Source organism: Streptomyces sp. NPDC005863, assembly GCF_042871345.1.
Lineage (GTDB): Bacteria > Actinomycetota > Actinomycetes > Streptomycetales > Streptomycetaceae > Streptomyces.
The window spans coordinates 523953-546402 of the sequence record NZ_JBIAII010000001.1 but is presented as its reverse complement, the minus strand read 5'-3'; the positions used below and the strand labels follow the sequence as shown (position 1 = coordinate 546402).

Below are 22450 nucleotides of genomic sequence, written 5' to 3'. Positions count from 1 at the left end.
GAGGGAGGGGGAGGTGGATCACTTGCCGCCGTTGACCTTGGCTTCCTTGACCGCGCCGTCCTCGACGCCCCACTTCTTGATGATCTTTCCGTACTCGCCGTTCTTGATGATCGCGTCGAGCGCGGCCTTGATGGCGTCCCGCAGCTCGGGGTTCTTCTTGGACACCGCGATGCCGTACGGGGCGGCCTCGACCTGCTCGCCGACCAGCTCGAAGTCCTTGCCGCCGCCCGAGGTCTTCACCGCGTACGCGGCCACGGGGAAGTCGGACGAGCCCGCGTCGGCGGCGCCGGAGCGCAGCCGGGCCTGGGCCTGCTGGTCGTTGTCGTACTGCTCGATCGAGATCTTCTTGCCGCCCTTGCACTTCTTGGACTCGGCCTTGGCCAGGTCGTGCGAGACGGTGCCGCGCTGGACGACGATCTTCTTGCCGCAGAGGTCCGCCCAGGTCTTGATCCCCTGGGTCCGGCCCTTCTTGGTGTAGTTCGATACGCCCGCGGTGAAGTAGTCGATGAAGTCGACGCCGGTGCCGACCTTCTTGCCGGTCTCCTCGTCGACGCCTTCCTGGCGGTTCTTCGTGTCGGTCATGGCCGACATCGCGATGTCGTAGCGCTTGGAGCGCAGGCCGCCGAGGAGGGTGTCGAACGTGCCGTTGTCGAACTGGACCTCCACCCCGAGCTGCTTGCCCAGCGCCTCGCCCAGATCGGGGTCGATCCCCACGGTGTTGCCGGACTTGTCCTTGAATTCCACCGGCGGGTAGGCGATGTCGGACCCGACCTTGAGGACGCCCTTGTCGCGGATGTCCTTCGGAAGCTTGTCGGCGAGCGGGGCATTGCTGACCGAGTCGCTCCCCTTGTCGTTGGTCTGGTCGCCGCAGCCGGAAAGCAGCAGCGTGCCCGCGACCGCGATCGCGCCGACCGCCGTAATCCGTGACTTAGCGGACTTCGCTGCGGTCCTACGACAAATGGAGCTGGCGGTCATGGTGGGTCCTCCGGCGGATGAGGGAGTTGCCGATGGGTCGGGCACACACCTTCGGGTGTCGCGACCTCGTGTGATGACGGCATCTTGCCATTCGGACCGTCCGATTCTGGGTGCCGGAGATGTCAAAATCGGATAACGGGCCAGCCTCGAATCACTCCATCCCGGTACGGCACGGGCGTATGGGGGCGGGAGCGAATCGCCGTTAACCGATGAATATCCGGTGAATCTCGCTATGCGGACCGCTGGCATGCACTATTCGGAGAATTCGGACATTGGCTGTTCGGGGCCGGTTGGGCATACGCCCTTTCCGGGCGAGCAGTGCCATGTCGGAAAAGGCCGGTTACGAGGTTCTTGATCGCGGAATGGGCGCTGCCGAAGGTGGCACCCAGTGCCGTCGCACAGGTCATCCGCCCGGACCAGTGACACTCGTCCCTGCCTCGAGGGACGTCTGCGGAGCTGGCTGCAACCAATGTCACTCGCCCGTGCCCGCCGCCTTCGGGTACAAAGGTTGGCTACACCCCTCATCCGGGGCCCAGGGCGCGTGTGCGGCGCGCCCGCGTGTCCGTACCTCCCTCCGCCGACAGGCGGGGAACGGACGCGGTGCCCGCCCACTTCTCAACCGGGAGTGGACACCCTCAACTGATGAATAAGACTTAAGGGGTCAGACAAGTGGCAGCGGAGATCGTCAATCCTCGCAGCGACAGCAGCACGGATCACGAGGGCCCCGCGGGTGCGGCCGAGCCCTTCGATCCGGCTTTTGCGCTGCACCGCGGCGGCAAGATGGCCGTGCAGGCCACCGTGCCGGTCCGCGACAAGGACGACCTGTCCCTGGCTTACACGCCCGGCGTCGCGAAGGTGTGCAGCGCGATCGCCGAGCGGCCGGAGCTCGTCCACGACTACACGTGGAAATCCAATGTCGTCGCCGTGGTGACCGACGGGACCGCCGTGCTCGGTCTCGGCGACATCGGCGCCGAGGCCTCCCTCCCGGTGATGGAGGGCAAGGCCATCCTGTTCAAGCAGTTCGGCGGCGTGGACGCGGTGCCGATCGCGCTCGCGACGAAGGACGCCGACGAGATCGTCGAGACCGTCGTGCGCCTCGCGCCGTCCTTCGGCGGCGTCAACCTGGAGGACATCTCGGCACCCCGGTGCTTCGAGATCGAGCGCAAGCTGCAGGAGCGCCTCGACATTCCGGTCTTCCACGACGACCAGCACGGCACCGCCGTCGTCACGCTGGCCGCGCTGCGGAACGCGGCGAAGCTGACCGGGCGCACGCTCGGCGAGCTGCGCGCCGTCATCTCCGGCGCCGGCGCCGCCGGGGTCGCCATCGCCAAGTTCCTCCTCGAAGCGGGACTCGGCGACGTGGCGGTCGCCGACCGCAAGGGCGTCGTGAGCCGCGACCGGGACGACCTCACCCCGGTCAAGCGCGAGCTCGCCGAGCTGACGAACAAGGCCGGCATCAGCGGTTCGCTGGAGGCGGCCCTCGAAGGCGCCGACGTCTTCATCGGCGTCTCGGGCGGCACCGTCCCCGAGCCCGCGGTGGCCTCGATGGCGCCGAACTCCTTCGTGTTCGCCATGGCCAACCCGAACCCCGAGGTCCACCCCGACGTCGCGCACAAGTACGCGGCCGTGGTGGCGACCGGACGCTCGGACTACCCGAACCAGATCAACAACGTGCTCGCCTTCCCCGGCATCTTCGCCGGTGCGCTCCAGGTGCGTGCCTCGCGCATCACCGAGGGCATGAAGATCGCCGCGGCCGACGCCCTCGCCAACGTCGTCGGCGACGAGCTCTCCGCGGACTACGTGATCCCCTCGCCGTTCGACGAGCGGGTCGCCCCGGCCGTCACGGCGGCGGTCGCCGCGGCGGCCCGCGCGGAGGGCGTCGCCCGCGCCTGACCCGGGCCTGACCCGGCCTGTGCTGACCCGCGCCCCCTGCCGTGCACCTCGTGCGGCCGGGGGCGCGGTGCGTGCGGCGCCCGGGGGCGAGCGCGGCGCGTGTCACAGCCGTACGTGGTTCCGTCCGGGCCGATGTGAAGCCTAGGGTCACCTCATGTTCGCTGCCTACGCTGCTCGTATCGACCGTGACCAGCCGCTCGCCGGCCTCGAGTTGGGGGAGCGGCCCGCCCCCGAGGCGCGCCCCGGCTGGTCGACCGTGAACGTCAGGGCCGCCTCCCTCAACCACCACGACCTGTGGTCGCTGCGCGGGGTCGGCCTGGCCGAGGAGAAGCTGCCGATGATCCTCGGCTGTGACGCCGCCGGGATCGACGAGGACGGGAACGAGGTGGTGCTCCACTCCGTCATCGGGCAGAGCGGACACGGCGTCGGGCCCCGCGAGGGCCGCTCGATCCTCACCGAGAAGTACCAGGGCACCTTCGCCGAGCGGGTCGCCGTCCCCACCTGGAACGTGCTGCCCAAGCCGAAGGAGCTCTCCTTCGCCGAGGCGGCCTGCCTGCCGACCGCATGGCTGACCGCCTACCGGATGCTCTTCACCAACGCCGGGGTACGGCCCGGTGATTCGGTCCTCGTGCAGGGCGCGGGCGGCGGTGTCGCCACGGCCGCGATCGTGCTCGGCAAGGCGGCCGGCCTGCGCGTCTTCGCGACGAGCCGGGACGAGGCCAAGCGCAAGCGGGCGCTCGAACTGGGCGCGGTCGAGGCCGTCGAGGCGGGCGCCCGCCTTCCGCAGCGGGTGGACGCGGTGATCGAGACGGTGGGCGCGGCGACCTGGTCCCACTCGGTCAAGTCGCTCAAGCCGGGCGGCACGCTGGTCATCTCGGGCGCCACCAGCGGCGACCGCCCCGCGCACGCCGAACTCACCCGGATCTTCTTCCTGGAGCTCAAGGTGGTCGGCTCGACGATGGGCACCAAGGACGAGCTGGAGGACCTGCTGGCCTTCTGCGCGGCCACGGGCGTACGTCCGGTGATCGACGAGGTGCTGCCCCTGGACCGCGCCAGGGAGGGCTTCGAACGGCTGGAGTCGGGCGACCAGTTCGGCAAGATCGTCCTGGAGGTCTGAGCGCACGCTCCTCCCCTCCTTCGTGTCAACTGGGGTTGACGCCCACATGCATGTCAACGTAAGTTGACACGTATGACCGAAGCAACGGATCTCGCCGAGCGCGCGGGCGACCGCGACCCACGGATCGGGCTCCGCGCCGTGACCGCGCTGCGGAAGCTGGTGGAGCAGCTGGAGGCCGTGCAGGTGCGCAGCGCCCGCCTGCAGGGCTGGTCCTGGCAGGAGATCGCCGCCGAGCTCGGCGTCAGCAGGCAGGCCGTGCACAAGAAGTACGGGAGGCAGTGATGTTCGAGAAGTTCACGGACGAGGCCCGCGCGGTGGTCGTGGGCGCGATCGGCCAGGCGGAACGGGCGGGCGCGGCATCGGTCGACGACGGCCACGTACTGCTCGCCCTCCTGGCCCTGCTCGACGAGAGCTCGAACGACGAGCAGGGCGCGGCGCCGGGCGCGGGGGCGAGTACGGGGGAGAGTGCGGGCAAGGGCGTCGTGCGGCCGGTGGTCGGTCGGGCCGCGTTCGCGCTGCGGGCTCTGAGCGCGGCGGACCGGCGTACGTCCATCGAGCGGGCCCTCGCCGAAGCGCGGCGTCGCGGCGGGCTCTCGCGCGCCGACACGCAGGCCCTCGCCGACCTGGGCGTGGACGTCGACGAGATCGTCTCCCGCGTGGAAGAGGCGCACGGGGTCGGGGCATTGGCGGGTGCGGGCACCCTTGCGGGTGGCGGTGTGGGTGCCGGCGCCGGTGCCGGTGCTGGACGGCGGGGCTGGCGGCAGCGGCTCGGCCGGGTGCCCTTCGGCCGGGACGCCAAGGAGGTCCTCGTGAAGTCCCTCCGGCTCGCGACCGCACGCCATGACCGGAGCATCGGCGGACAGCACCTGCTCCTGTCCCTCTGCGTCCGACCCGGAGTGGTCTCGGAGATCCTCGCGGACCACGGCGTGACGTACGCGAACCTGGAACGGGTCCTCTACGGCGAGGCCGCCTGACCTCGCGGGGCGGATGGGGCGGACGGGGCGGAAGGGGCGTACGGGCAGTTCGCGCTCGGCCCGGACCCGGGCCCACACCGGCCCCGGCCCCGGACCCACACCGGGCCGCGCGGGCCGGCCGGGTAGGCCCAGCAGGCAGGCGAGCGGCCCCTGTTCGCGCCCGACCCAAGCGCCCCGCGGGTTCAGGTGACCAGGGTGACCAGGGGGCCCATGGGTCCGGCGGACGTCACGGCGTGCGCCCCGGCGTGCGCAGCGTCGCCGCGATGTGGGCCGCCGCCTGGGACAAGTGACGGCGGGACTCGCGGAGTTGGTCCTCCGTCACCCCGTGGTCCCGGGCCGCGTCGCGGATGTCGTCCCGGAAACGGTCCAGGAGTCGGTCGAGGTCCCGGCCGGGGTCACCGGTGGAATCCTCGCGGGCCCACTCCGGCACGTACTCGACGGGGAGATCCTCGGAGGCCGAGGTGAACACGGGCCCGGCGCCCGCGCCGGCGTCCCGAGCCGACGCCCGGGTCGACTTCTCCGCCCCGGTGGCGGCGGCGCCGGCCTGAGTCCCCGCCTCCGCCTCCGTCCTGTCGGAACGAGCGCCGAAGTTCTTGCCGAAGTCCCGGCCGAACCCCATGCCGAACTCGCCGAACTCCTTGGCCAGTTCCGCCATGCCTTCGCGTACGCCCGTCGGCCAGTCGCCCCGAGCGAAGTGGACCTGAACCTGTTCCTGCACCCGGCGCGCGATGCGCTGGGCCTCCTCCTGGGCCTCCCTGGCCTGGGTGCGGGCCTTCTCCTGCGCCTCCTTGGCCTGGCGGCGGGCGCGCTGGGCCTCCTCGCGGGCGCGGCGGCTCTCGTCCTTCGCGCGGCGGGCCTGCTCCTTCCACTCCTGCTTGGCCCGCTTGAACTCCTCCTTCGCCAGCCGCAGGCTTTCCTTGTCGCCCCAGACGCCGTCGAAGAAGTCGCCCGGGTCCGGGAAGGACCGGCCCTGCGCCGAGCCACCCTGTGCCGCGCCACCCGTGGCCGAGCCCTCCTGGGCCGAACCGCCGAACCCGGCACCGCTCGGCCCGGCACCCCCCGCGGCGCGTGCCTCTTTCGCGGCCGCCCGCATCTCGCGGCGCAGCTCACCCGCGGCTCCCTGGACGCCGTCGCGGATCTCGGCGGCGAGCTCGGCGACCGAGTCGCGGATCTCCAGCTCCAGATCGGCCAGCTCGCCGCTGCGGTCGGCCAGTTCGGCGCGGCCGGCGTCCGTGATGGCGTAGACCTTCCGGCCGCCCTCGGTGGTGTGCGTGACCAGCCCCTCGGCCTCCAGCTTCGCGAGGCGGGGGTAGACGGTGCCTGCCGAGGGCGCGTACAACCCCTGGAAGCGCTCTTCGAGGAGGCGGATCACCTCGTAGCCGTGGCGGGGGGCCTCGTCGAGCAGCTTGAGCAGATACAGACGCAGGCGGCCGTGGGCGAACACGGGGGGCATGTCAGAGCACCTTCTTGGGGGTCGGGTCGTCGTTCGGGCCGTCCGGCGGCGTGGCGGCGGCCTCGGTGGGGGCGGCGTCCGCCGGGGCGACGTCCAAGGGGACCTCGTCGTCTTGATCTTCCTCCATCTGCGGCCTGCGCAGGAGCGCGATGGAACCCGAGACGGTCGTCGCCCTCAGCCGTCCGCGGCCGGTACCCAGCCGGCCGGTGATCCGCTTGGCACCCCACTGGCCGCCGACCCGGAGGTCCTCGAAGGCGTTCGACACCGTGCCGCTCGCCGTGTCCACCTCGACCTCGGCGTCCGCGGGGTGCGGCAGCCGGATCGCTATCTCGCCCGAGACGCTCGTCAGGGCGACGTCCGTCGGGCCGCCCGCCGGCGCCAGGTCCACGATCATCGAGCCGCTCACCGAGTCCGCCCGGACGGAGGGGCCCGACGCCTCGACCACCGTCAGGGTGCCGGAGACGGAGTTGAAGCGGAGGTCGCCGGTCACGCTCTGGGCCTCCAGGCTGCCGGAGACCGTGGAGGCGCGGACCGGACCCGAGAGGCCGAGCAGGGTCGTGTCACCGGTGAGGCCCTTCACCTCGGCGCGGCCCTCGATGCCGGAGACCACAGCGCCCGCGCCGACCACGCCCACCTCGACGCGGGTCCCCGCGGGGACGGCGAGGGAGACCACCGCGCTGCGGTGCCAGCCCTTGCGGTCGAGCCACTTCAGGAAGCCCTTCCAGGGCAGGTCGTCATAGGCGACGGTGAGGACGCCGTCCTCCTGGGTGACCCGCAGGGGCGGGCCCGTCATCTCGGAGATCTCCAGGCGGGCGGAACCTTCGTCGGTGCCCACCACGTTCACCGTTCCGTTGACCACCCGTACGTGAAGTGCCGTCACGGGGGCGTCGAACGTGAGCTTCTGTGGCTCGGCGACGGACCACTCTGACATGACCTGACCTCCCTGGCGGGCCCTCACGGGACAGCAACGCGCCATATCGCGTTCTCTGCCATTCACGATATATCGCGGATCCCGGAAGTCAAGACACACGAGAGGGTGAACCGCCCGGCCCCCATCCGTCGGCCGGCCCGGCCGCCTGGCCTGCCCGCGAACGGCCCGCCCGCCCGGTCTCTGCGCCGAATGTGTCGATCTGTCCTAGCGTGGGCACATGTCGTCCGATCCATCCATGCCCCGCACTTCCGGGACCTCCGGGACCTCCGGGACCTCCGGGGTCTCCGGAGCCGCAGGGACCGCCGCAGCCGCCGGCGCACTCCTGCTCTGCCGGGCCGCGCCCGATACCGTGGAGCCCTCGGCCCAGCTGCTGCGCGAGCGGATGCTGCTGGCCGAGGCCGGTTACGGCTGGAGCGTGCTGGTGCCCGAGGGCAGCCCGTGGCTGCACGGCGAGGAGGCGGTCGACCGGGTGCTCACCGGGTGGGCCACCGCGCTCGCCGTCGGCTCGGGCCGCCCGGTGCTCGCCCTGTGGTGGGACCGCGACTGGTCCGGCTGCATCCTCGCCGTGGGCTTCCGGCGGACCGTCGGCTACGAATGGCTCGCGAACGGCACGGCGGTGGGGGAGGACGAGGCGATGCGGACCCTGGCCGCGCGGCTCGGCCTCGACCCCGTACTGGACATGCAGTCCCTGGAAGCCCTCACCCGCCCCGACCGGTCGGCCGACGCCCGCGCCCGGATGCTCGGCCTCCTCGCGGTCCTCTCCCGCACGGGGCTCACCCTTCCGCCCGGCCTCACCCCCGGCGCACCGGCCGGCCGGCTGCGCGAGGTGGCGCGGGTGCTGGAGGGGGTACGGCAGGTGGAGTGGCCCGGCTGGCGGGACGCGGTGCGGGCGGAGATCGTCGCCGTCGAGCGGAGCCCGCTGGGCCCCTGGCTACGCGGGCCCCGGGCGCGGCTGCTGGCCACCGCGCAGATCGTCGCGGGGGTGCCGCTCGCGGCGCGCGCGGTACGGCTGCGCAGCGGCGGCTGGGCCACGGCGGCCGCCCTGCTGCTGTCTCAGGGCGTCGCGGGCCTCGCGTACGACCGGATGCGGGCACGGGACTGAGCCACCCCTCAGGGCAGCGCTGAGCCACCCCTCAGGGTGGAGCTGAGGTGTCCCGGCGGGGCGCCCGCCCCGACAGCCCCCAGCCCCGCCTACTCGTCCTCGTCCTCGTCGTCCAGCCGCGCCAGCCACGTCGCCAGGCGCTCGACCGGGACCTCGAAGTCGGGGTTGAGGTCCACGAAGGTGCGGAGCTGCTCGGCGAGCCACTCGAAGGTGACCTCCTCCTCGCCGCGCCGCTTCTCCAGTTCCTCGATGCCACGGTCGGTGAAGTACAACTCATGCTCCTGGTGGGGTGGGACTCTTCGCCTTCATGGTAGGCGCCGACGCCGAAGGGCCCGCCCCCGAGTTCGTCTGAACCCGGGGGCGGGCCCCTGTGCGGAGAACCGTCGAGGACTACGCCTCGAAGACTTCGCTGATCAGCTGCTCCTGCTCGGCCTGGTGACGCTTGGCCGAACCGACCGCGGGGGACGAGCCGTGCGGCCGCGAGATGCGGCGCAGGCGCTCGCCGTGCGGGATGTCCGCGCCGACCGCCAGGTCCAGGTGGTCGATGAGGTTGAGGGCGATGAAGGGCCACGCGCCCTGGTTCGCCGGCTCCTCCTGCGCCCACAGGTACTTCTCGGCGTTCGGGTACTTGGCGATCTCCGCCTGGAGCTCCGCACCCGGCAGCGGGTACAGGCGCTCGATACGGATGATCGCCGTGTCCGTGGCGCCGCGCTTCTGACGCTCGGCCTCCAGGTCGTAGTACAGCTTGCCCGCGCAGAAGACGACCTTGCGGACCGCCGACGCCTCGACCGACGCGTCGCCGATGACCGGACGGAAGCCGCCCGTCGTGAACTCCTCCGCCTTCGAGGCCGCCGCCTTCAGGCGCAGCATCGACTTCGGGGTGAAGACCACCAGCGGCTTGTGGTGCGGGTTGTGCACCTGCCAGCGCAGGAGGTGGAAGTAGTTCGACGGCAGGGTCGGCATCGCGACCGTCATGTTGTTCTGCGCGCACAGCTGGAGGAAGCGCTCGATGCGGGCGGACGAGTGGTCCGGGCCCTGGCCCTCGTAGCCGTGCGGCAGCAGCAGCGTGACGCCGGAGTGCTGGTTCCACTTCTGCTCGGCGGCCGAGATGTACTCGTCCACCACCGTCTGCGCGCCGTTGACGAAGTCGCCGAACTGCGCCTCCCACATGACGAGGGACTCGGGGCGGGCCAGCGAGTAGCCGTACTCGAAGCCCATCACCGCGTACTCGGAGAGCAGCGAGTCGTAGACGTTGTAGCGCGCCTGCTCCTCGGAGAGGTACATCAGCGGCGTGAAGTCCTCGCCGGTCGCGCGGTCGATGAGGACCGCGTGGCGCTGGCCGAACGTGCCGCGGCGGGAGTCCTGGCCCGACAGGCGGACCGGGGTGCCCTCCAGGAGCAGCGAGCCGATGGCGAGGGTCTCGCCCATGCCCCAGTCGATCGTGCCCTCTTCGACCATCGTCGCGCGGCGCTGCAGCTGGGGCAGCAGACGCGGGTGGACGGTGACCCGGTCGGGGATGTTGACCTGGGACTCGGCGATCCGCTTGACGACCTCTTGGGAGATCGCGGTCTCCACGTGCACCGGGAACTCGGCCTGCGGCGCGGGCACGTCGGCCTGCGCCGGCTGCGAGACGGCCTCGCGGACCTCGGTGAAGACCTTCTCCAGCTGGCCCTGGAAGTCCTGCAGCGCCTGCTCGGCCTCTTCCAGGGTGATGTCGCCGCGACCGATGAGGGACTCGGTGTAGAGCTTGCGCACCGAGCGCTTCTTGTCGATCAGGTCGTACATCAGCGGCTGCGTGAACGCCGGGTTGTCCGACTCGTTGTGACCGCGGCGGCGGTAGCAGATGAGGTCGATGACGACGTCCTTGTTGAACGCCTGCCGGAACTCGAAGGCAAGGCGGGCAACGCGGACGACGGCCTCGGGGTCGTCGCCGTTCACGTGGAAGATCGGCGCCTCGATCATGCGGGCCACGTCGGTGGCGTACATGGAGGAGCGCGAGGACTCCGGGGCGGCGGTGAAGCCGACCTGGTTGTTGATGACGATGTGGACCGTGCCGCCCGTGCGGTAGCCGCGCAGCTGCGACATGTTGAGCGTCTCGGCGACCACACCCTGGCCCGCGAAGGCCGCGTCACCGTGCAGGGCGACGGGCAGGACCGTGAAGTCCGTGCCGCCCTTGTTGATGATGTCCTGCTTGGCGCGGACGATGCCCTCGATGACCGGGTCGACCGTCTCCAGGTGGGACGGGTTGGCGGCCAGCGAGACCTTGATCTGCTCGCCGTCCAGGCCGGTGAAGGTGCCCTCGGCGCCCAGGTGGTACTTCACGTCGCCGGAGCCGTGCATGGACTTGGGGTCCATGTTGCCCTCGAACTCGCGGAAGATCTGGGCGTACGACTTGCCGACGATGTTGGCGAGGACATTCAGGCGGCCGCGGTGGGCCATGCCGATGACGACCTCGTCCAGGCGCGACTCGGCGGCGCTGTCGAGCACAGCGTCGAGCAGCGGGATGACGGACTCGCCGCCCTCCAGGGAGAAGCGCTTCTGGCCGACGTACTTCGTCTGCAGGAAGGTCTCGAAGGCCTCCGCCGAGTTCAGCCGGCGCAGGATGCGCAGCTGCTCCTCGCGCTCGGGCTTGGTGGCGTGCGTGCGCTCGATGCGGTCCTGCAGCCACTTGCGCTGCTTGGGGTCCTGGATGTGCATGAACTCGACGCCGGTGGTGCGGCAGTACGAGTCGCGCAGCACGCCGAGGACGTCGCGCAGCTTCATCATCGACTTGCCGGCGAAGCCGCCGACCGCGAACTCCCGCTCCAGGTCCCACAGGGTGAGGCCGTGCTCGGTGATGTCCAGGTCGGGGTGCTTGCGCTGCTTGTACTCCAGCGGGTCCGTGTCGGCCATGACGTGGCCGCGGACGCGGTAGGAGTGGATCAGCTCGAAGACGCGGGCGGCCTTCGTGACGTCGTCGTCGTGCGAGGCGTCGATGTCCTTGAGCCAGCGGACCGGCTCGTAGGGGATCCGCAGCGCCTTGAAGATCTCGTCGTAGAAGTCCTGCTCACCGAGGAGGAGGTTCGCGACGATCCGCAGGAACTCGCCGGAGGCGGCGCCCTGGATGACCCGGTGGTCGTAGGTCGACGTGAGCGTCATGACCTTCGAGATGCCGAGCTTGTTCAGGGTGTCCTGAGAGGTGCCCTGGAACTCCGCGGGGTAGTCCATCGAGCCGACGCCCATGATGACCGACTGGCCGGGCATCAGACGCGGCACGGAGTGGACGGTGCCGAGGCCGCCGGGGTTGGTCAGCGAGACCGTCACACCGGTGAAGTCGTCCATGCCGAGCTTGCCGTCGCGGGCGCGCCGGACGATGTCCTCGTAGGCCTGCCAGAACTCGAAGAAGTTCAGGGTCTCGGCCTTCTTGATGCCCGCGACGACCAGCTGGCGGTCGCCGTTGGGCTTCACCAGGTCGATGGCGAGGCCGAAGTTGATGTGCTCCGGCTTGACCAGGGTGGGCTTGCCGTCCTTCTCCACGAAGGAGTAGTTCATCGACGGCATGGCCTTGATGGCCTGCACCATGGCGTACCCGATGAGGTGCGTGAAGGAGATCTTCCCGCCGCGGGCGCGCTTGAGGTGGTTGTTGATGACGATGCGGTTGTCGAAGAGCAGCTTCACCGGGACCGCGCGGACCGACGTGGCCGTCGGGACCTCGATCGAGGCGTTCATGTTCTTCGCGACGGCGGCCGAGGGGCCACGCAGCGTCACGTACTCGGGTCCGGCCGGGGCCTCCGTCGCGGGCTCCGCCTTGGCGGCGGGCTTCGCGGCCGGCTTGGCCTCGGCGGGCTTGGCGGCCTGCTTCGCGGCGGGGGCCGGGGCGGCGGCCGCGGGCTTCGCGGGAGCGGCCGGAGCGGCGGCGGGCGCGGCCTGGGCCGCGGGCTTCGCCGGGGCGGCGGGCGCGGCGGGAGCACTGGTGGCCGCGGCCCCCGCGGCCGCGTCACCCGCCGGCTCGGCCGGGGCGGCGGCAGCGGCCGCGCCCGGCTTGTAGTCGGCGAAGAAGTCCCACCAGGCTCGGTCGACCGAATTCGGGTCCTGGAGGTACTGCTGATAGATCTCGTCTACGAGCCACTCATTGGGACCGAAGGCAGCGGCAGGGTCCTTGCCCTGCCCGTCTTGGTCGGTCGAGATGCTCGAGCTACTGGGGGACTGTGACGACACGGCGGTAACCGCCCTCTTCCGCTTCACAAGGTGATGGACAGCGGAAATAAAGGCTACGCCTCTCCGGGCGTGAGATGCAGACCGGGCCCGGCATCCGTCGCGTAAGTCACACTGGATCGATGGTTTCGGCGCACTGAATGGCGGGAAACAAGCGAGGTTCTGCAACGCCAGATGGCCGCGCGGGTACGCCTGAGGGACGTCTACGCGCGGTAGCGGCTCCCGAGTGCCCGTGACCAGCACCGTGAAACGCTTGTACTCGAACCCTACGTCAACTTCGGGCCTCGGTCAGGCCCGGAAGAGTGACCTGGATCCGGCAGCCGCGAGGGGATTCGGCCACCCCGATGTGGCCGCCGTGGAGGTCCACCGCCCACCGCGCGATGGCCAGTCCGAGACCCGTGCCGCCGTCGTTCCCCGCCCCCTTTCCGGGGGCGCCGGCGTGGCTGCCCCGGTTGAAGCGCTCGAAGACGCGGTGCCACTCCGACTCCGGAATGCCGGGACCCTCGTCGAGCACCTCCAGGTCGAGCGACTCGGGGCCGGGGCCGCGCCTGGCCCGTACCGTCACCCGTCCGTGCGGCGGGCTGTGCTTGACCGCGTTGTCGATGAGGTTGGCCACGACCTGGTGGAGCCGCTCCGCGTCCGCGTGGGCCGTCAGCTCCGGCGGCGACACGTCGAGGTGCAGATGGACGTCCGTACGGGTGTGGCTGCCGGAGCCCGACGCGATGCCCGCGCGCGCGGAGGCCACCATGTTGGCCTCCTTCAGGACGCCCGACAGATAGGGCCACACCTCGAACCTGCGGGCCTTGAGCGGCACCACGCCGTTGTCCAGGCGGGACAGGTCCAGGAGCGTCTCGACGAGCCGTCCGAGGCGCTCGGTCTGCTTCAGGGCCGTACGCATCGTCTCCGGGTCGGCGGCCGACACCCCGTCGACCACGTTCTCCAGGACCGCGCGCAGCGCCGCGATGGGGGTGCGCAGCTCGTGCGAGACGTTGGCGACGAGCTCCTTGCGCTGGGTGTCCTGCGCCTCCAGGTCGTCGGCCATGGCGTTGATCGTGGAGGCCACGTCGCCCAGCTCGTCGCGCCGGTCGGCGCCGCGCACCCGGCGCGTGTAGTCGCCGTGCGAGACGGCGCGGGCCACCGCGTTCATCTCGTCCAGCGGCGCGGTGAGGCTGTGCGCGACGAACTGCGTGATGAGGAGTGTGGCGATCACCGAGAAGACGGTGATGAAGCGCAGCTCGGTCTCGGTCTTCGTGGCCACCAGGAGCAGCCCTGTGGTGATGAACACCGAGACGACCACGAGAGCGCCGAGCTTCGTCTTGATGGAGAAGGGCCGCAGCCCTCCGAAGGGTCCGCTCATCACACGAACCGCCTCACGGAGTGGGGGTCTCCAGCGCGTACCCGACGCCGTGCACCGTACGGATCCGCTCGGCCCCGATCTTGCGGCGCAGCGCCTTGATGTGGCTGTCGACGGTCCGGGTGCCGGACGCGTCGGCCCAGTCCCACACCTCCGCGAGCAGCTGCTCGCGGGAGAGGACGGCGCGCGGGGTGTTCGCCAGACAGACGAGCAGGTCGAACTCGGTGGGCGTCAGGTGGACGTCCTCGCTGCGCACCCGCACACGCCGCTGGGCGTGGTCGATCTCCAGCTCGCCCAGGCGCAGGATGCCGCTGCGGGGCGTGGTCGCGGCGAGCGCGGCCCGCTCGACGCGGCGCAGCAGCACGTGCACGCGGGCGGCGAGCTCGCGCATCGAGAACGGCTTGGTCATGTAGTCGTCCGCGCCGACCCCGAGCCCGACCAGCATGTCCGTCTCGTCGTCACGCGCGGTGAGCATGAGGACCGGGACGGGCCGCTGCGCCTGCACCCGGCGGCACACCTCCAGGCCGTCGAAGCCCGGCAGCATGATGTCGAGGATCAGCAGGTCGGGCTGCCACGCCTGGGCGGTGTCGACCGCCGACGGGCCGTCGCCCGCCGTTTGCACAACGAAACCCTCGGCGCGCAGCCGGGCGGCGATGGCGTCGACGATCGTCGGGTCGTCCTCGACCACCAGCACCCGGCGCTGTGCGCCCGGCGTCGCCGCCGTGGCGCCGTTGTGGGAGGTGTGTGTCTGCTCCATCGCCCGCCCCTGACACTGATCGCTTGTGTTCGGTCAGCAGAGTACGGGTCGCGAAGGGCCCTCGGCTACGCAGCCCTGACGCCGAGATGGACCACGTCCGGGACGCCTCGGGCAACGGGGATCTCTTCCGTCCGTACCCTCTGGAATCCGGCATTCCGTAGAGCGTCGTCGAAAGCGGACGAGGGTTGGGCGGACCATACGGCGAGCACTCCGCCGGGGTTCAGACGTGCTTTGCACGCCGTCAGACCGGCTGCTGAGTAAAGGGAGTTGTTGCCCTCCGTCACCGTCCAGTCGGGGCCGTTGTCGATGTCCAGGCAGAGCGCGTCGTACGTCCGGGTGGCCGCGGAGAGGTGTGTGACGAGGTCGGTGTGAAGAATCTGCGAACGTGCGTCGGCGAAGGCCGCGGCGGACAGCTCGGCGAGCGGCCCCTCGCGGTGCCAGTCGATGATGGCCTGCTCGCGTTCCACCACGTCGATGCGGCCCCAGCGGGGGTCCGCGGCGGCGTGGGCCAGGGAGAACCCGACTCCCAGGCCGCCGATGAGGACGGCGGGGGACGGGCGGTCGTCGAGGGCGTCGCGGGCCGCGTCGACGAGCAGTCGCTCGGAGCGGCCGTCGGAGGTGTCCATCAGGAAACAGCCGTTGGCGATGATCTGCAGCAGTTCGCCGTGGCGCCGCAGGACGACCTCGCCGTAAGGACCCTCGCGCCGGTCGATGACGACGGGGGCGGCGGTGGGGGTGCGCATGGGCGCCAGGGTATTTGCGGGTGGCCGTGGGCGCGGGTGATTTTCGCGGGTGGGGCGTGCGGAGTGGGCGGCGCGGCCTGCGTCGGGGGGTCGCGCGACGCAGAATGTGACCCGCGGGTTGCCTGTGAGACGTACCTCACGTGGCGCCTGTCATAGACAACGCCGGAAAAGAGGGCAAAGGGTGGGGCAGGACGGAAGGAGCGCCTCACCCGTGAACCAGAGCGTGCAGCCCGCGGAGGCCGTGCGGCCCGCCGAGACCGTGACCGAGGGGCGGCCGCAGACGCGGACGCCGGACCCGGTGATGTCGGACGGTGGGGCGTCGGCCGGCCTGAACGGCATACCGCGGCAGTCGGCGCGCCGGTCCCGGGTGGCGCGGACGCCCGTACCGCGGACGCCCGTACCGCGGACGCCCGTACCGGAGCCGCTCGTACCGGAGCGGCGGGCCGTCGTCCCGCGCGGCGGCAGGAGTGCCGCCGCCGCAAGGAGTTCCGCCACCGGAAGCCCCGCAGCAGGGGGAGCCGCGCCCGGAAGAATCGCCCGGCTCCGCCCCTGGCGCCTGCTGCCCACCCCCACCGGCACGCCCTTCACCTTCGGGTACGCCCTCGTGCTCGCCGTCACCTCGGTGGTCGCCGCCCACGCGGACCCCGACCTCGTCTCCGCGCTGCTGCGCGGGTCGAGCACCGACGTGGCGCACCTCTCGCACACCCCCGTCCTCGTCCTCCTCGCCAGCGCCCTGTGGGTCGCGGGCGGCATCACGTCCCCGTACGCGATCGGCTTCCTGTTGGTGCTGACCGCGCTGGAGCGGCGCATCAGAGGGCTGCGCACCGCCGGGGTCTTCCTCCTCGGCCACGTCGTCGCCACGCTCGTGACCGAGGTCCCGGTCGGCCTGTCGGTCCTCGCGGGCCATCTGCCCGACAGCTCGCTGCACCGCCTCGACTACGGCATCAGCTTCGGCGTGGCCGCCAGCGTCGGCGCGCTCGCGGGTCTGCTGACGCCGTGGCTGCGCTGGGTCGTCCTCGGCGGGTTCGGGTGCATGCTGATCGAGGACCTGATCGCGTTCACCGACCCGATGACGAACTGGGGCCACCTGCTCGCGCTGGTGATCGGCGTCTCCACCTGGCCGCTGCTCCGGCGCCGGCGACTCCAGGGCGGCCCCCCGCCCGTCGGGTGGGGGACCGGCCACCTCATGACGCCGCCTCCGCCTCCACGATCGACGGATACGTCTCCGTCGGCAGGATCCGCGTCAGGCGCAGCCCCGCCCCCGTGAGCAGCGCCGAGAACTCGTCCTCCGTCCGCTCCTGGCCGTCCACGACCGCCGCCATCGCCACGTCCAGGGTCTTGCCCAGGTGCGGTGCGTTGCCGGAGGGCAGGACGCAGTCCACGATCAGGAGGCGGGCCTCCGGGGTCATCACCGCGCGGCAGTTGCGCAGGATCCGCAGACAGGCCTCGTCCGGCCAGTCGTGCAGGACGTGCTTGAGCACGTAGAGGTCGCCGCCCTCGGGGACCTCGGTGAAGAAGTCGCCGGGCTCGGCCCGCCAGCGGCCCCGTACCGTCTCGTCGTCGGCGAGCACGTGGGTGTGCATCACGGGCTCCTGGTCGAAGAGGACGCCCGTCAGGCCGGGGCGCCCGCGCAGCACCGCGCGGAGCAGGCCGCCGCGGCCGCCCCCGACGTCCACCACGGTGCCTTTCTCCGGGAAGGGGTACGTGCCGGCGATCACCGCGTCGACCGGACCCGAGATCGAGGCCATGCCGCGGTCGAAGAGTTCCCGCAGGGCGGGATCCTCCGCCAGATAGGTGAAGAGCGGCTTGCCGAAGAGACGCTCGAAGGACGCGCCGGCCCGGCGCACCGTCTCCTCGAGACCCGCCGAGGTCCGCTGGAAGGCGGGGTCGGTCATCAGCAGGACCGCGGCGTGCATCGAGTCCGGCACGTCCGTGCGCAGCGCCTGCGAGAGCGGCGTGAGGTGGAACGCGCCCGTCCCGTCCTCGCGGAAGATGCCGCGCGTGGCGAGGTAGCGCAGGACGCGGCGGAGGTGGCCGGGGTCGGTGTCGGTCGGTTCGGCCAGTTGTCCCGCGGTGCGCGGACCCGCGGCGAGCCGGTCGGCGATCCCGCACCGGACCGCCGTGCGCAGCGCCGCGGAGAAGAGGTGGCCCAGCGCGTGCTCCACGATCTGGCCGGCGACGTCCTGCTCGTCCCGCACGTCGTCGTCGCCGGTCCCGGGTGTGTCCACCATGGGTGCCCTCCTGAGGAGTAGGAGCGTCCACGGTCCCAACGGAACGGCCGCAGGGGAACGCCGCCCGGCGGCCACCCCCGGGGACCGGCCTGATCGCGTACGGCCGGTCCGGCGACGGCCGGTGGGGGAGTGATCAGCGGAAAGCCGTGTCGGCCCCGAGCTCCTCCACCGCGTCCAGCTCCTCGATACGTGACTGGAAATGGGCCCTGATCCAGCCGAACGCCTCGGCGCCCAGCGGCAGCCGCAGCGGCGGTTCGTCGAGGCCCACCGCGGCGACGATCGCCTCGGCGCCGCGGGCGGGGTCGCCGGACTGGCTGCCGTGCGAGGCCTCCAGGGCCTTGCGGGCGGGCGCGATGATCTCCGCGTACTCCGCCATCGGCGTGCCCCAGCGCAGCGAGCGCCCGCCGAAGTCGGTGCGGAACGGGCCGGGTTCCACGATCGTGACGCGGATGCCGAGGTGCGCGACCTCGGCGGCGAGCGCGGCGGAGAACCCTTCGAGCGCGTACTTCGTGCCGACGTACGCCGCGCCGCCGGGCCCCGGCACCACGCCGTTGACGGACGACATCTGCACGATGTGCCCCGAGCGGCGCCGCCGCATGAGGGGCAGGACGGCGCGGGTGACCGTCATGACGCCGAAGACGTTGGTCTCGAAGTTGGCGCGCAGCTGGTCGTCCCCGAGCTCCTCGAAGGCACCGAGCAGCCCGTACGCGGCGTTGTTCACCAGCACGTCGATCCGCCCGAACGCCTCTTCGGCGCCCGCGACGGCGGCCCGTACGGACTCCACGTCGGTCACGTCGAGACGCAGCGCCCTGACCCGCTCCGGCGCGAGCGCGACGAGTTCGTCGAGGGCGGACACGTCCCGCGCGGTGGCCACGACCCGGTCCCCGTGCGCGACGGCGGCCCGGACCAGGGCCCGCCCGAGCCCCGAACTGCTCCCGGTCACGAACCAGACCCGCGGCCCCTCTTCGCGCCCCGCCCCACCGGCCACCCCTCGCTGCCCCTGCCGCCCCATCACCGTGCTCCTCACCTGCGCGAACCTCACCGGCACCGGTCCCGGCACCGTCGAGGACCTTAGGGAGCGGGACGCGGGACGGCGAACGGTTTTCGGGTGATCGCTCACAGCGAACGCCGATTGGGGAACATCCCGGGGCTCAGTTGCATTGAGTCGGTATAGCTCAACTTGAATGCCGAAGGGGAGATCATGGCTGCTGAGTCCACCACGTACACGTCGCTCACCCTGCCGGTGCTGCCGCTCGACGACGAGGTCGTTCTGCCCGGGATGGTGGTGCCCTTCGATCTGTCCGACGCGGACGTGCGGGCCGCGGTCGAGGCCGCGCAGGCCGCCGCGCGGTCCAGTGGCGACAGCAAGCCGAAGGTGCTGCTTGTTCCGCGCGTCGACGGGACGTACGCCGCGACCGGCGTCCTCGGCACCGTCGAGCAGGTCGGCCGGCTCTCCGACGGCGACCCCGGCGCGCTCATCCGCGGTCGCGGCCGGGTGCGGATCGGGGCCGGCACCACCGGTCCCGGCGCCGCGCTCTGGGTCGAGGGCACGAAGGTCGACGACGTCGTGCCCGAGCCGCTGCCCGGCTCCGTCACCGAGCTCGTCAAGGAGTACAAGGCGCTCGCCACCAGCTGGCTGAAGAAGCGCGGCGCCTGGCAGGTCGTGGACCGCGTGACGCAGATCGACGACGTCGCCGCGCTCGCCGACAACTCCGGGTACTCGCCGTTCCTGACCGTCCAGCAGAAGATCGAGCTCCTGGAGACCGAGGACGCGGTCGCCCGCCTCAAGCTCGCCACCGAGCAGCTGCGCGAGCACCTCGCCGAGCAGGACGTCGCCGAGTCCATCGCCAAGGACGTCCAGGAAGGCGTCGACAAGCAGCAGCGCGAGTTCCTGCTGCGCCGCCAGCTCGACGCCGTCCGCAAGGAGCTGCGCGAGATCAACGGCGACAGCAAGGACGCGGCCGAGGAGTCCGACGACTACCGCGCCCGCGTCGAGGCCGCCGATCTGCCGGAGAAGGTCCGCGAGGCCGCCCTCAAGGAGGTCGACAAGCTGGAGCGGTCCAGCGACCAGTCGCCCGAGGGCTCCTGGATCAGGACCTGGCTCGACACCGTCCTCGAACTGCCCTGGAACGAACGCACCGAGGACGAGTACGACATCAAGGGCGCCCAGGAGATCCTCGACGCCGAGCACTCCGGGCTCCAGGACGTCAAGGAGCGCATCACCGAGTACCTCGCGGTGCGCAAGCGCCGCAACGACCGCGGCCTCGGGGTGGTCGGCGGGCGCCGCGGCGGCGCCGTGCTCGCCCTGGTCGGCCCGCCCGGCGTCGGCAAGACCTCGCTCGGCGAGTCCGTCGCGCACGCCATGGGCCGCAAGTTCGTGCGCGTCGCACTCGGCGGCGTCCGCGACGAGGCGGAGATCCGCGGCCACCGTCGTACGTACGTGGGGGCGCTGCCCGGACGGATCGTGCGGGCGATCAAGGAGGCCGGGTCGATGAACCCGGTGGTGCTCCTCGACGAGATCGACAAGGTCGGCTCGGATTTCCGGGGCGACCCGGCCGCCGCCCTCCTCGAAGTCCTCGACCCGGCCCAGAACCACACCTTCCGGGACCACTACCTGGAGGTCGAACTCGACCTGAGCGACGTCGTGTTCCTCGCGACGGCGAACGTCCTGGAGGCCATCCCCGAGGCCCTGCTCGACCGCATGGAGCTGGTCAGGCTCGACGGCTACACCGAGGACGAGAAGGTCACCATCGGCCGCGACCACCTGCTCCCGCGCCAACTGGAGCGGGCCGGCCTGGAGCGGGACGAGGTGACGCTCGACGAGAGCGCACTGCGCAAGCTCGCCGGCGAGTACACCCGCGAGGCGGGCGTGCGCAACCTGGAGCGCTCCATCGCGCGGCTGCTCCGCAAGGTCGCGGCGCAGCACGAACTGGGCGACAGGGAGCTGCCGTTCACCGTCACCGACGCCGACCTGCGCGCGCTCATCGGACGCCCGCACCACGTGCCGGAGTCGGCGCAGGACCCGGCTGAGCGGCGCACGGCGGTGCCGGGCGTGGCCACCGGGCTCGCGGTCACCGGAGCGGGCGGCGACGTCCTGTTCGTGGAGGCCTCGCTCGCCGACCCCGAGACCGGGGCCTCCGGGCTCACGCTCACCGGCCAGCTCGGCGACGTCATGAAGGAGTCGGCGCAGATCGCGCTGAGCTTCCTGCGCGCGCACGGCGCCGAACTGGAGCTGCCCGTCGCCGACTTGAAGGAGCGCGGCGTGCACGTCCACTTCCCGGCCGGCGCGGTCCCCAAGGACGGGCCGAGCGCGGGCGTCACGCTGACCACCGCCCTCGCCTCGCTGCTCAGCGGCCGGCTCGTCCGTACGGACGTGGCGATGACCGGTGAGGTCTCGCTGACCGGCCGGGTGCTGCCGATCGGCGGCGTCAAGCAGAAGCTGCTCGCCGCGCACCGCGCCGGGATCACCACGGTGATCATCCCGAAGCGGAACGAGGCGGACCTCGACGACGTCCCCGCCGAGGTCCTGGACAAGCTCGACGTGCACGCGGTCACGGACGTACGTCAGGTGCTCGAACTGGCCCTGACGGAGGCCGAGATGCGCGTCCCGGTCGCCGCGTAGGGCCCGGGACGGCACAGGGAAACGGCGGCCACCCCACCCGGGGTGGCCGCCGTCCGCGTACGGGCGGTGCCGCGCTCAGCCGTTGGCGAGCGCGACCACCCGGTCGAGCGCGCCGTTGAACTTGTCGTGGTCGCCGACCGTCGGACCCGACGAGGTGTACTGCCACATCGTCTGGAACCCCCAGCCGGCCGGGAGTTCGCCGGGGCCGGTGTTGTAGCGGGCGATCCACAGCGGGTTGCTCGCGCCGAAGCCGCTGTAGTTGCCCGTGCAGTCCTTCCACCAGCTGGTGGCGGTGTAGATGACCGCGTCGCGCCCGGTGCGCGCCTTGTAGGTGGTCAGGAAGTCGCGGATCCAGCTGACCATCGCGGACTGCGACTTGCCGAAGCAGGCCGCCCCGTACGGGTTCCACTCGATGTCCAGCGCGCCCGGCAGCGTCCGCCCGTCGCGCGACCAGCCGCCGCCGTTGCTCGCGAAGTAGTTGGCCTGGGTGGCGCCGGACGAGGTGTCCGGCGTCGCGAAGTGGTACGCGCCGCGGATCATGCCCACGTTGTACGAGCCGTTGTACTGCTGGGTGAAGTAGGGGTTCTTGTACGAGGTGCTCTCGGTGGCCTTGACGTAGGCCCACTTCACGCCGCTGTTCCAGAGCGTCTGCCAGGCGACGTTGCCCTGGTGGCCGCTGACGTCGACGCCCTCGGTCTGGGTCGCGTCACCGCCCGTGGGCCGGCCGCCCTGGCCGTCGTGTGCGACGACGCCCTGGCCGAGGCGGGCGGAGCCGCGCTGCGGGACGTCGTCGTCCGCCCTGGCCGCCGTGGGGAGCGTCAGGAGGAGGGAGAGAGCGGAGAGTGCTGCGAGGAGGACCCCCGCCGGCGACAAGCGCGAGCGGCGGGCCGTTCCGGGTCTGTGCACGGGCATGGGCGTGCCTCCGAAGGCCTCGGTGGTGCTCGGTGGGGACCTGTCGACATGCTCTGGTGTGAACATGTCACTTGAAAAGCTACGCACGTAGACCGGCGCCAGGGAAGAGGTCCGGACTTCTGCCGTTGGTCCACTCCTGTGACGGCACCGGCCGGGCGGCACGGTCGCCACCTTGCGAAATACTGGTCAGGC

Annotated in this window: 18 protein-coding genes; 7 read left to right on the top strand and 11 right to left on the bottom strand. The window is 71.5% G+C overall.

Going from position 1 to position 22450, the window contains the following annotated elements; genetic code table 11:
* Nucleotides 1–18: 18 nt before the first annotated feature.
* Nucleotides 19–975 (bottom strand): ABC transporter substrate-binding protein, encoded by a 957-nt coding sequence (locus tag ACFYO9_RS02360; protein WP_355802887.1) that lies wholly within the window; start codon nt 973–975, stop codon nt 19–21.
* 669 nt (nt 976–1644) lie between these two features.
* Here ACFYO9_RS02360 and ACFYO9_RS02355 point away from each other — a divergent pair.
* The 4 genes from ACFYO9_RS02355 to ACFYO9_RS02340 all read left to right on the top strand — a co-directional run bounded on the left by ACFYO9_RS02355 (nt 1645) and on the right by ACFYO9_RS02340 (nt 4959).
* Nucleotides 1645–2868 (top strand): NADP-dependent malic enzyme, encoded by a 1224-nt coding sequence (locus ACFYO9_RS02355; protein ID WP_358711653.1) that lies wholly within the window; start codon nt 1645–1647, stop codon nt 2866–2868.
* A gap of 154 nt (nt 2869–3022) precedes the next feature.
* Nucleotides 3023–3985, top strand: coding sequence for a zinc-binding dehydrogenase (locus ACFYO9_RS02350; protein ID WP_355802883.1), 963 nt, complete (start codon nt 3023–3025; stop codon nt 3983–3985).
* A 72-nt stretch (nt 3986–4057) separates the two neighbouring features.
* Nucleotides 4058–4267, top strand: coding sequence for a sigma factor-like helix-turn-helix DNA-binding protein (locus tag ACFYO9_RS02345; protein WP_355802881.1), 210 nt, complete (start codon nt 4058–4060; stop codon nt 4265–4267).
* The gene (locus ACFYO9_RS02340; RefSeq protein WP_358776851.1) at nt 4267–4959 is read left to right on the top strand and encodes a Clp protease N-terminal domain-containing protein; all 693 of its coding nucleotides are present in this window, start codon (nt 4267–4269) and stop codon (nt 4957–4959) included. Before ACFYO9_RS02345 ends, ACFYO9_RS02340 begins: the two co-directional genes overlap by 1 nt.
* A 226-nt stretch (nt 4960–5185) precedes the next feature.
* Here the strand turns inward: ACFYO9_RS02340 and ACFYO9_RS02335 are convergent, their stop codons facing one another.
* On the bottom strand, nt 5186–6412 hold the full coding sequence (locus ACFYO9_RS02335) for a helix-turn-helix transcriptional regulator (protein WP_358776850.1): 1227 nt from the start codon (nt 6410–6412) through the stop codon (nt 5186–5188).
* Nucleotide 6413: 1 nt separating this feature from the next.
* A complete protein-coding gene (locus ACFYO9_RS02330; protein ID WP_358776849.1) occupies nt 6414–7343 on the bottom strand; it encodes a DUF4097 family beta strand repeat-containing protein in 930 nt (309 codons plus the stop codon).
* 217 nt (nt 7344–7560) lie between these two features.
* On the opposite strand from ACFYO9_RS02330, the gene ACFYO9_RS02325 reads away from it, so the two are divergent.
* Nucleotides 7561–8445, top strand: coding sequence for a hypothetical protein (locus ACFYO9_RS02325; protein ID WP_388665917.1), 885 nt, complete (start codon nt 7561–7563; stop codon nt 8443–8445).
* Between the two features lie 89 nt (nt 8446–8534).
* Here ACFYO9_RS02325 and ACFYO9_RS02320 read toward each other — a convergent pair whose 3' ends face one another.
* The 5 genes from ACFYO9_RS02320 to ACFYO9_RS02300 all read right to left on the bottom strand — a co-directional run bounded on the left by ACFYO9_RS02320 (nt 8535) and on the right by ACFYO9_RS02300 (nt 15493).
* On the bottom strand, nt 8535–8717 hold the full coding sequence (locus tag ACFYO9_RS02320) for a DUF6104 family protein (RefSeq protein ID WP_003961784.1): 183 nt from the start codon (nt 8715–8717) through the stop codon (nt 8535–8537).
* 118 nt (nt 8718–8835) lie between these two features.
* On the bottom strand, nt 8836–12642 hold the full coding sequence (locus ACFYO9_RS02315) for a multifunctional oxoglutarate decarboxylase/oxoglutarate dehydrogenase thiamine pyrophosphate-binding subunit/dihydrolipoyllysine-residue succinyltransferase subunit (RefSeq protein WP_358776847.1): 3807 nt from the start codon (nt 12640–12642) through the stop codon (nt 8836–8838).
* Nucleotides 12643–12910: 268 nt separating this feature from the next.
* Complete coding sequence (locus ACFYO9_RS02310; RefSeq protein WP_358711667.1) at nt 12911–13996, bottom strand: HAMP domain-containing sensor histidine kinase; 1086 nt, start codon at nt 13994–13996, stop codon at nt 12911–12913.
* 13 nt (nt 13997–14009) lie between these two features.
* On the bottom strand, nt 14010–14750 hold the full coding sequence (locus tag ACFYO9_RS02305) for a response regulator transcription factor (protein ID WP_055701842.1): 741 nt from the start codon (nt 14748–14750) through the stop codon (nt 14010–14012).
* A gap of 65 nt (nt 14751–14815) precedes the next feature.
* Nucleotides 14816–15493 carry a spermidine synthase gene (locus ACFYO9_RS02300; RefSeq protein WP_355802868.1) on the bottom strand — a complete coding sequence of 226 codons (678 nt, stop codon included), beginning with the start codon at nt 15491–15493 and terminating at the stop codon, nt 14816–14818.
* Between the two features lie 211 nt (nt 15494–15704).
* Here ACFYO9_RS02300 and ACFYO9_RS02295 point away from each other — a divergent pair, with 211 nt between their 5' ends.
* On the top strand, nt 15705–16760 hold the full coding sequence (locus ACFYO9_RS02295; RefSeq protein ID WP_358776846.1) for a rhomboid-like protein: 1056 nt from the start codon (nt 15705–15707) through the stop codon (nt 16758–16760).
* Here ACFYO9_RS02295 and ACFYO9_RS02290 read toward each other — a convergent pair.
* On the bottom strand, nt 16678–17724 hold the full coding sequence (locus tag ACFYO9_RS02290) for a methyltransferase (protein WP_355802865.1): 1047 nt from the start codon (nt 17722–17724) through the stop codon (nt 16678–16680). The genes ACFYO9_RS02295 and ACFYO9_RS02290 overlap by 83 nt on opposite strands.
* 133 nt (nt 17725–17857) lie before the next feature.
* Nucleotides 17858–18751, bottom strand: a complete 894-nt coding sequence (locus tag ACFYO9_RS02285; protein ID WP_358776845.1) for an oxidoreductase — start codon at nt 18749–18751, stop codon at nt 17858–17860.
* A gap of 174 nt (nt 18752–18925) precedes the next feature.
* Between ACFYO9_RS02285 and lon the strand changes: the two genes are divergently transcribed.
* Entirely contained in the window at nt 18926–21346 is a 2421-nt protein-coding gene (gene lon, locus ACFYO9_RS02280) for an endopeptidase La (RefSeq protein ID WP_358776844.1), read from the top strand.
* Between the two features lie 75 nt (nt 21347–21421).
* On the opposite strand, the gene ACFYO9_RS02275 is transcribed toward lon, so the two are convergent.
* Complete coding sequence (locus ACFYO9_RS02275; RefSeq protein ID WP_355802860.1) at nt 21422–22258, bottom strand: lysozyme; 837 nt, start codon at nt 22256–22258, stop codon at nt 21422–21424.
* Nucleotides 22259–22450 lie beyond the last annotated feature (192 nt).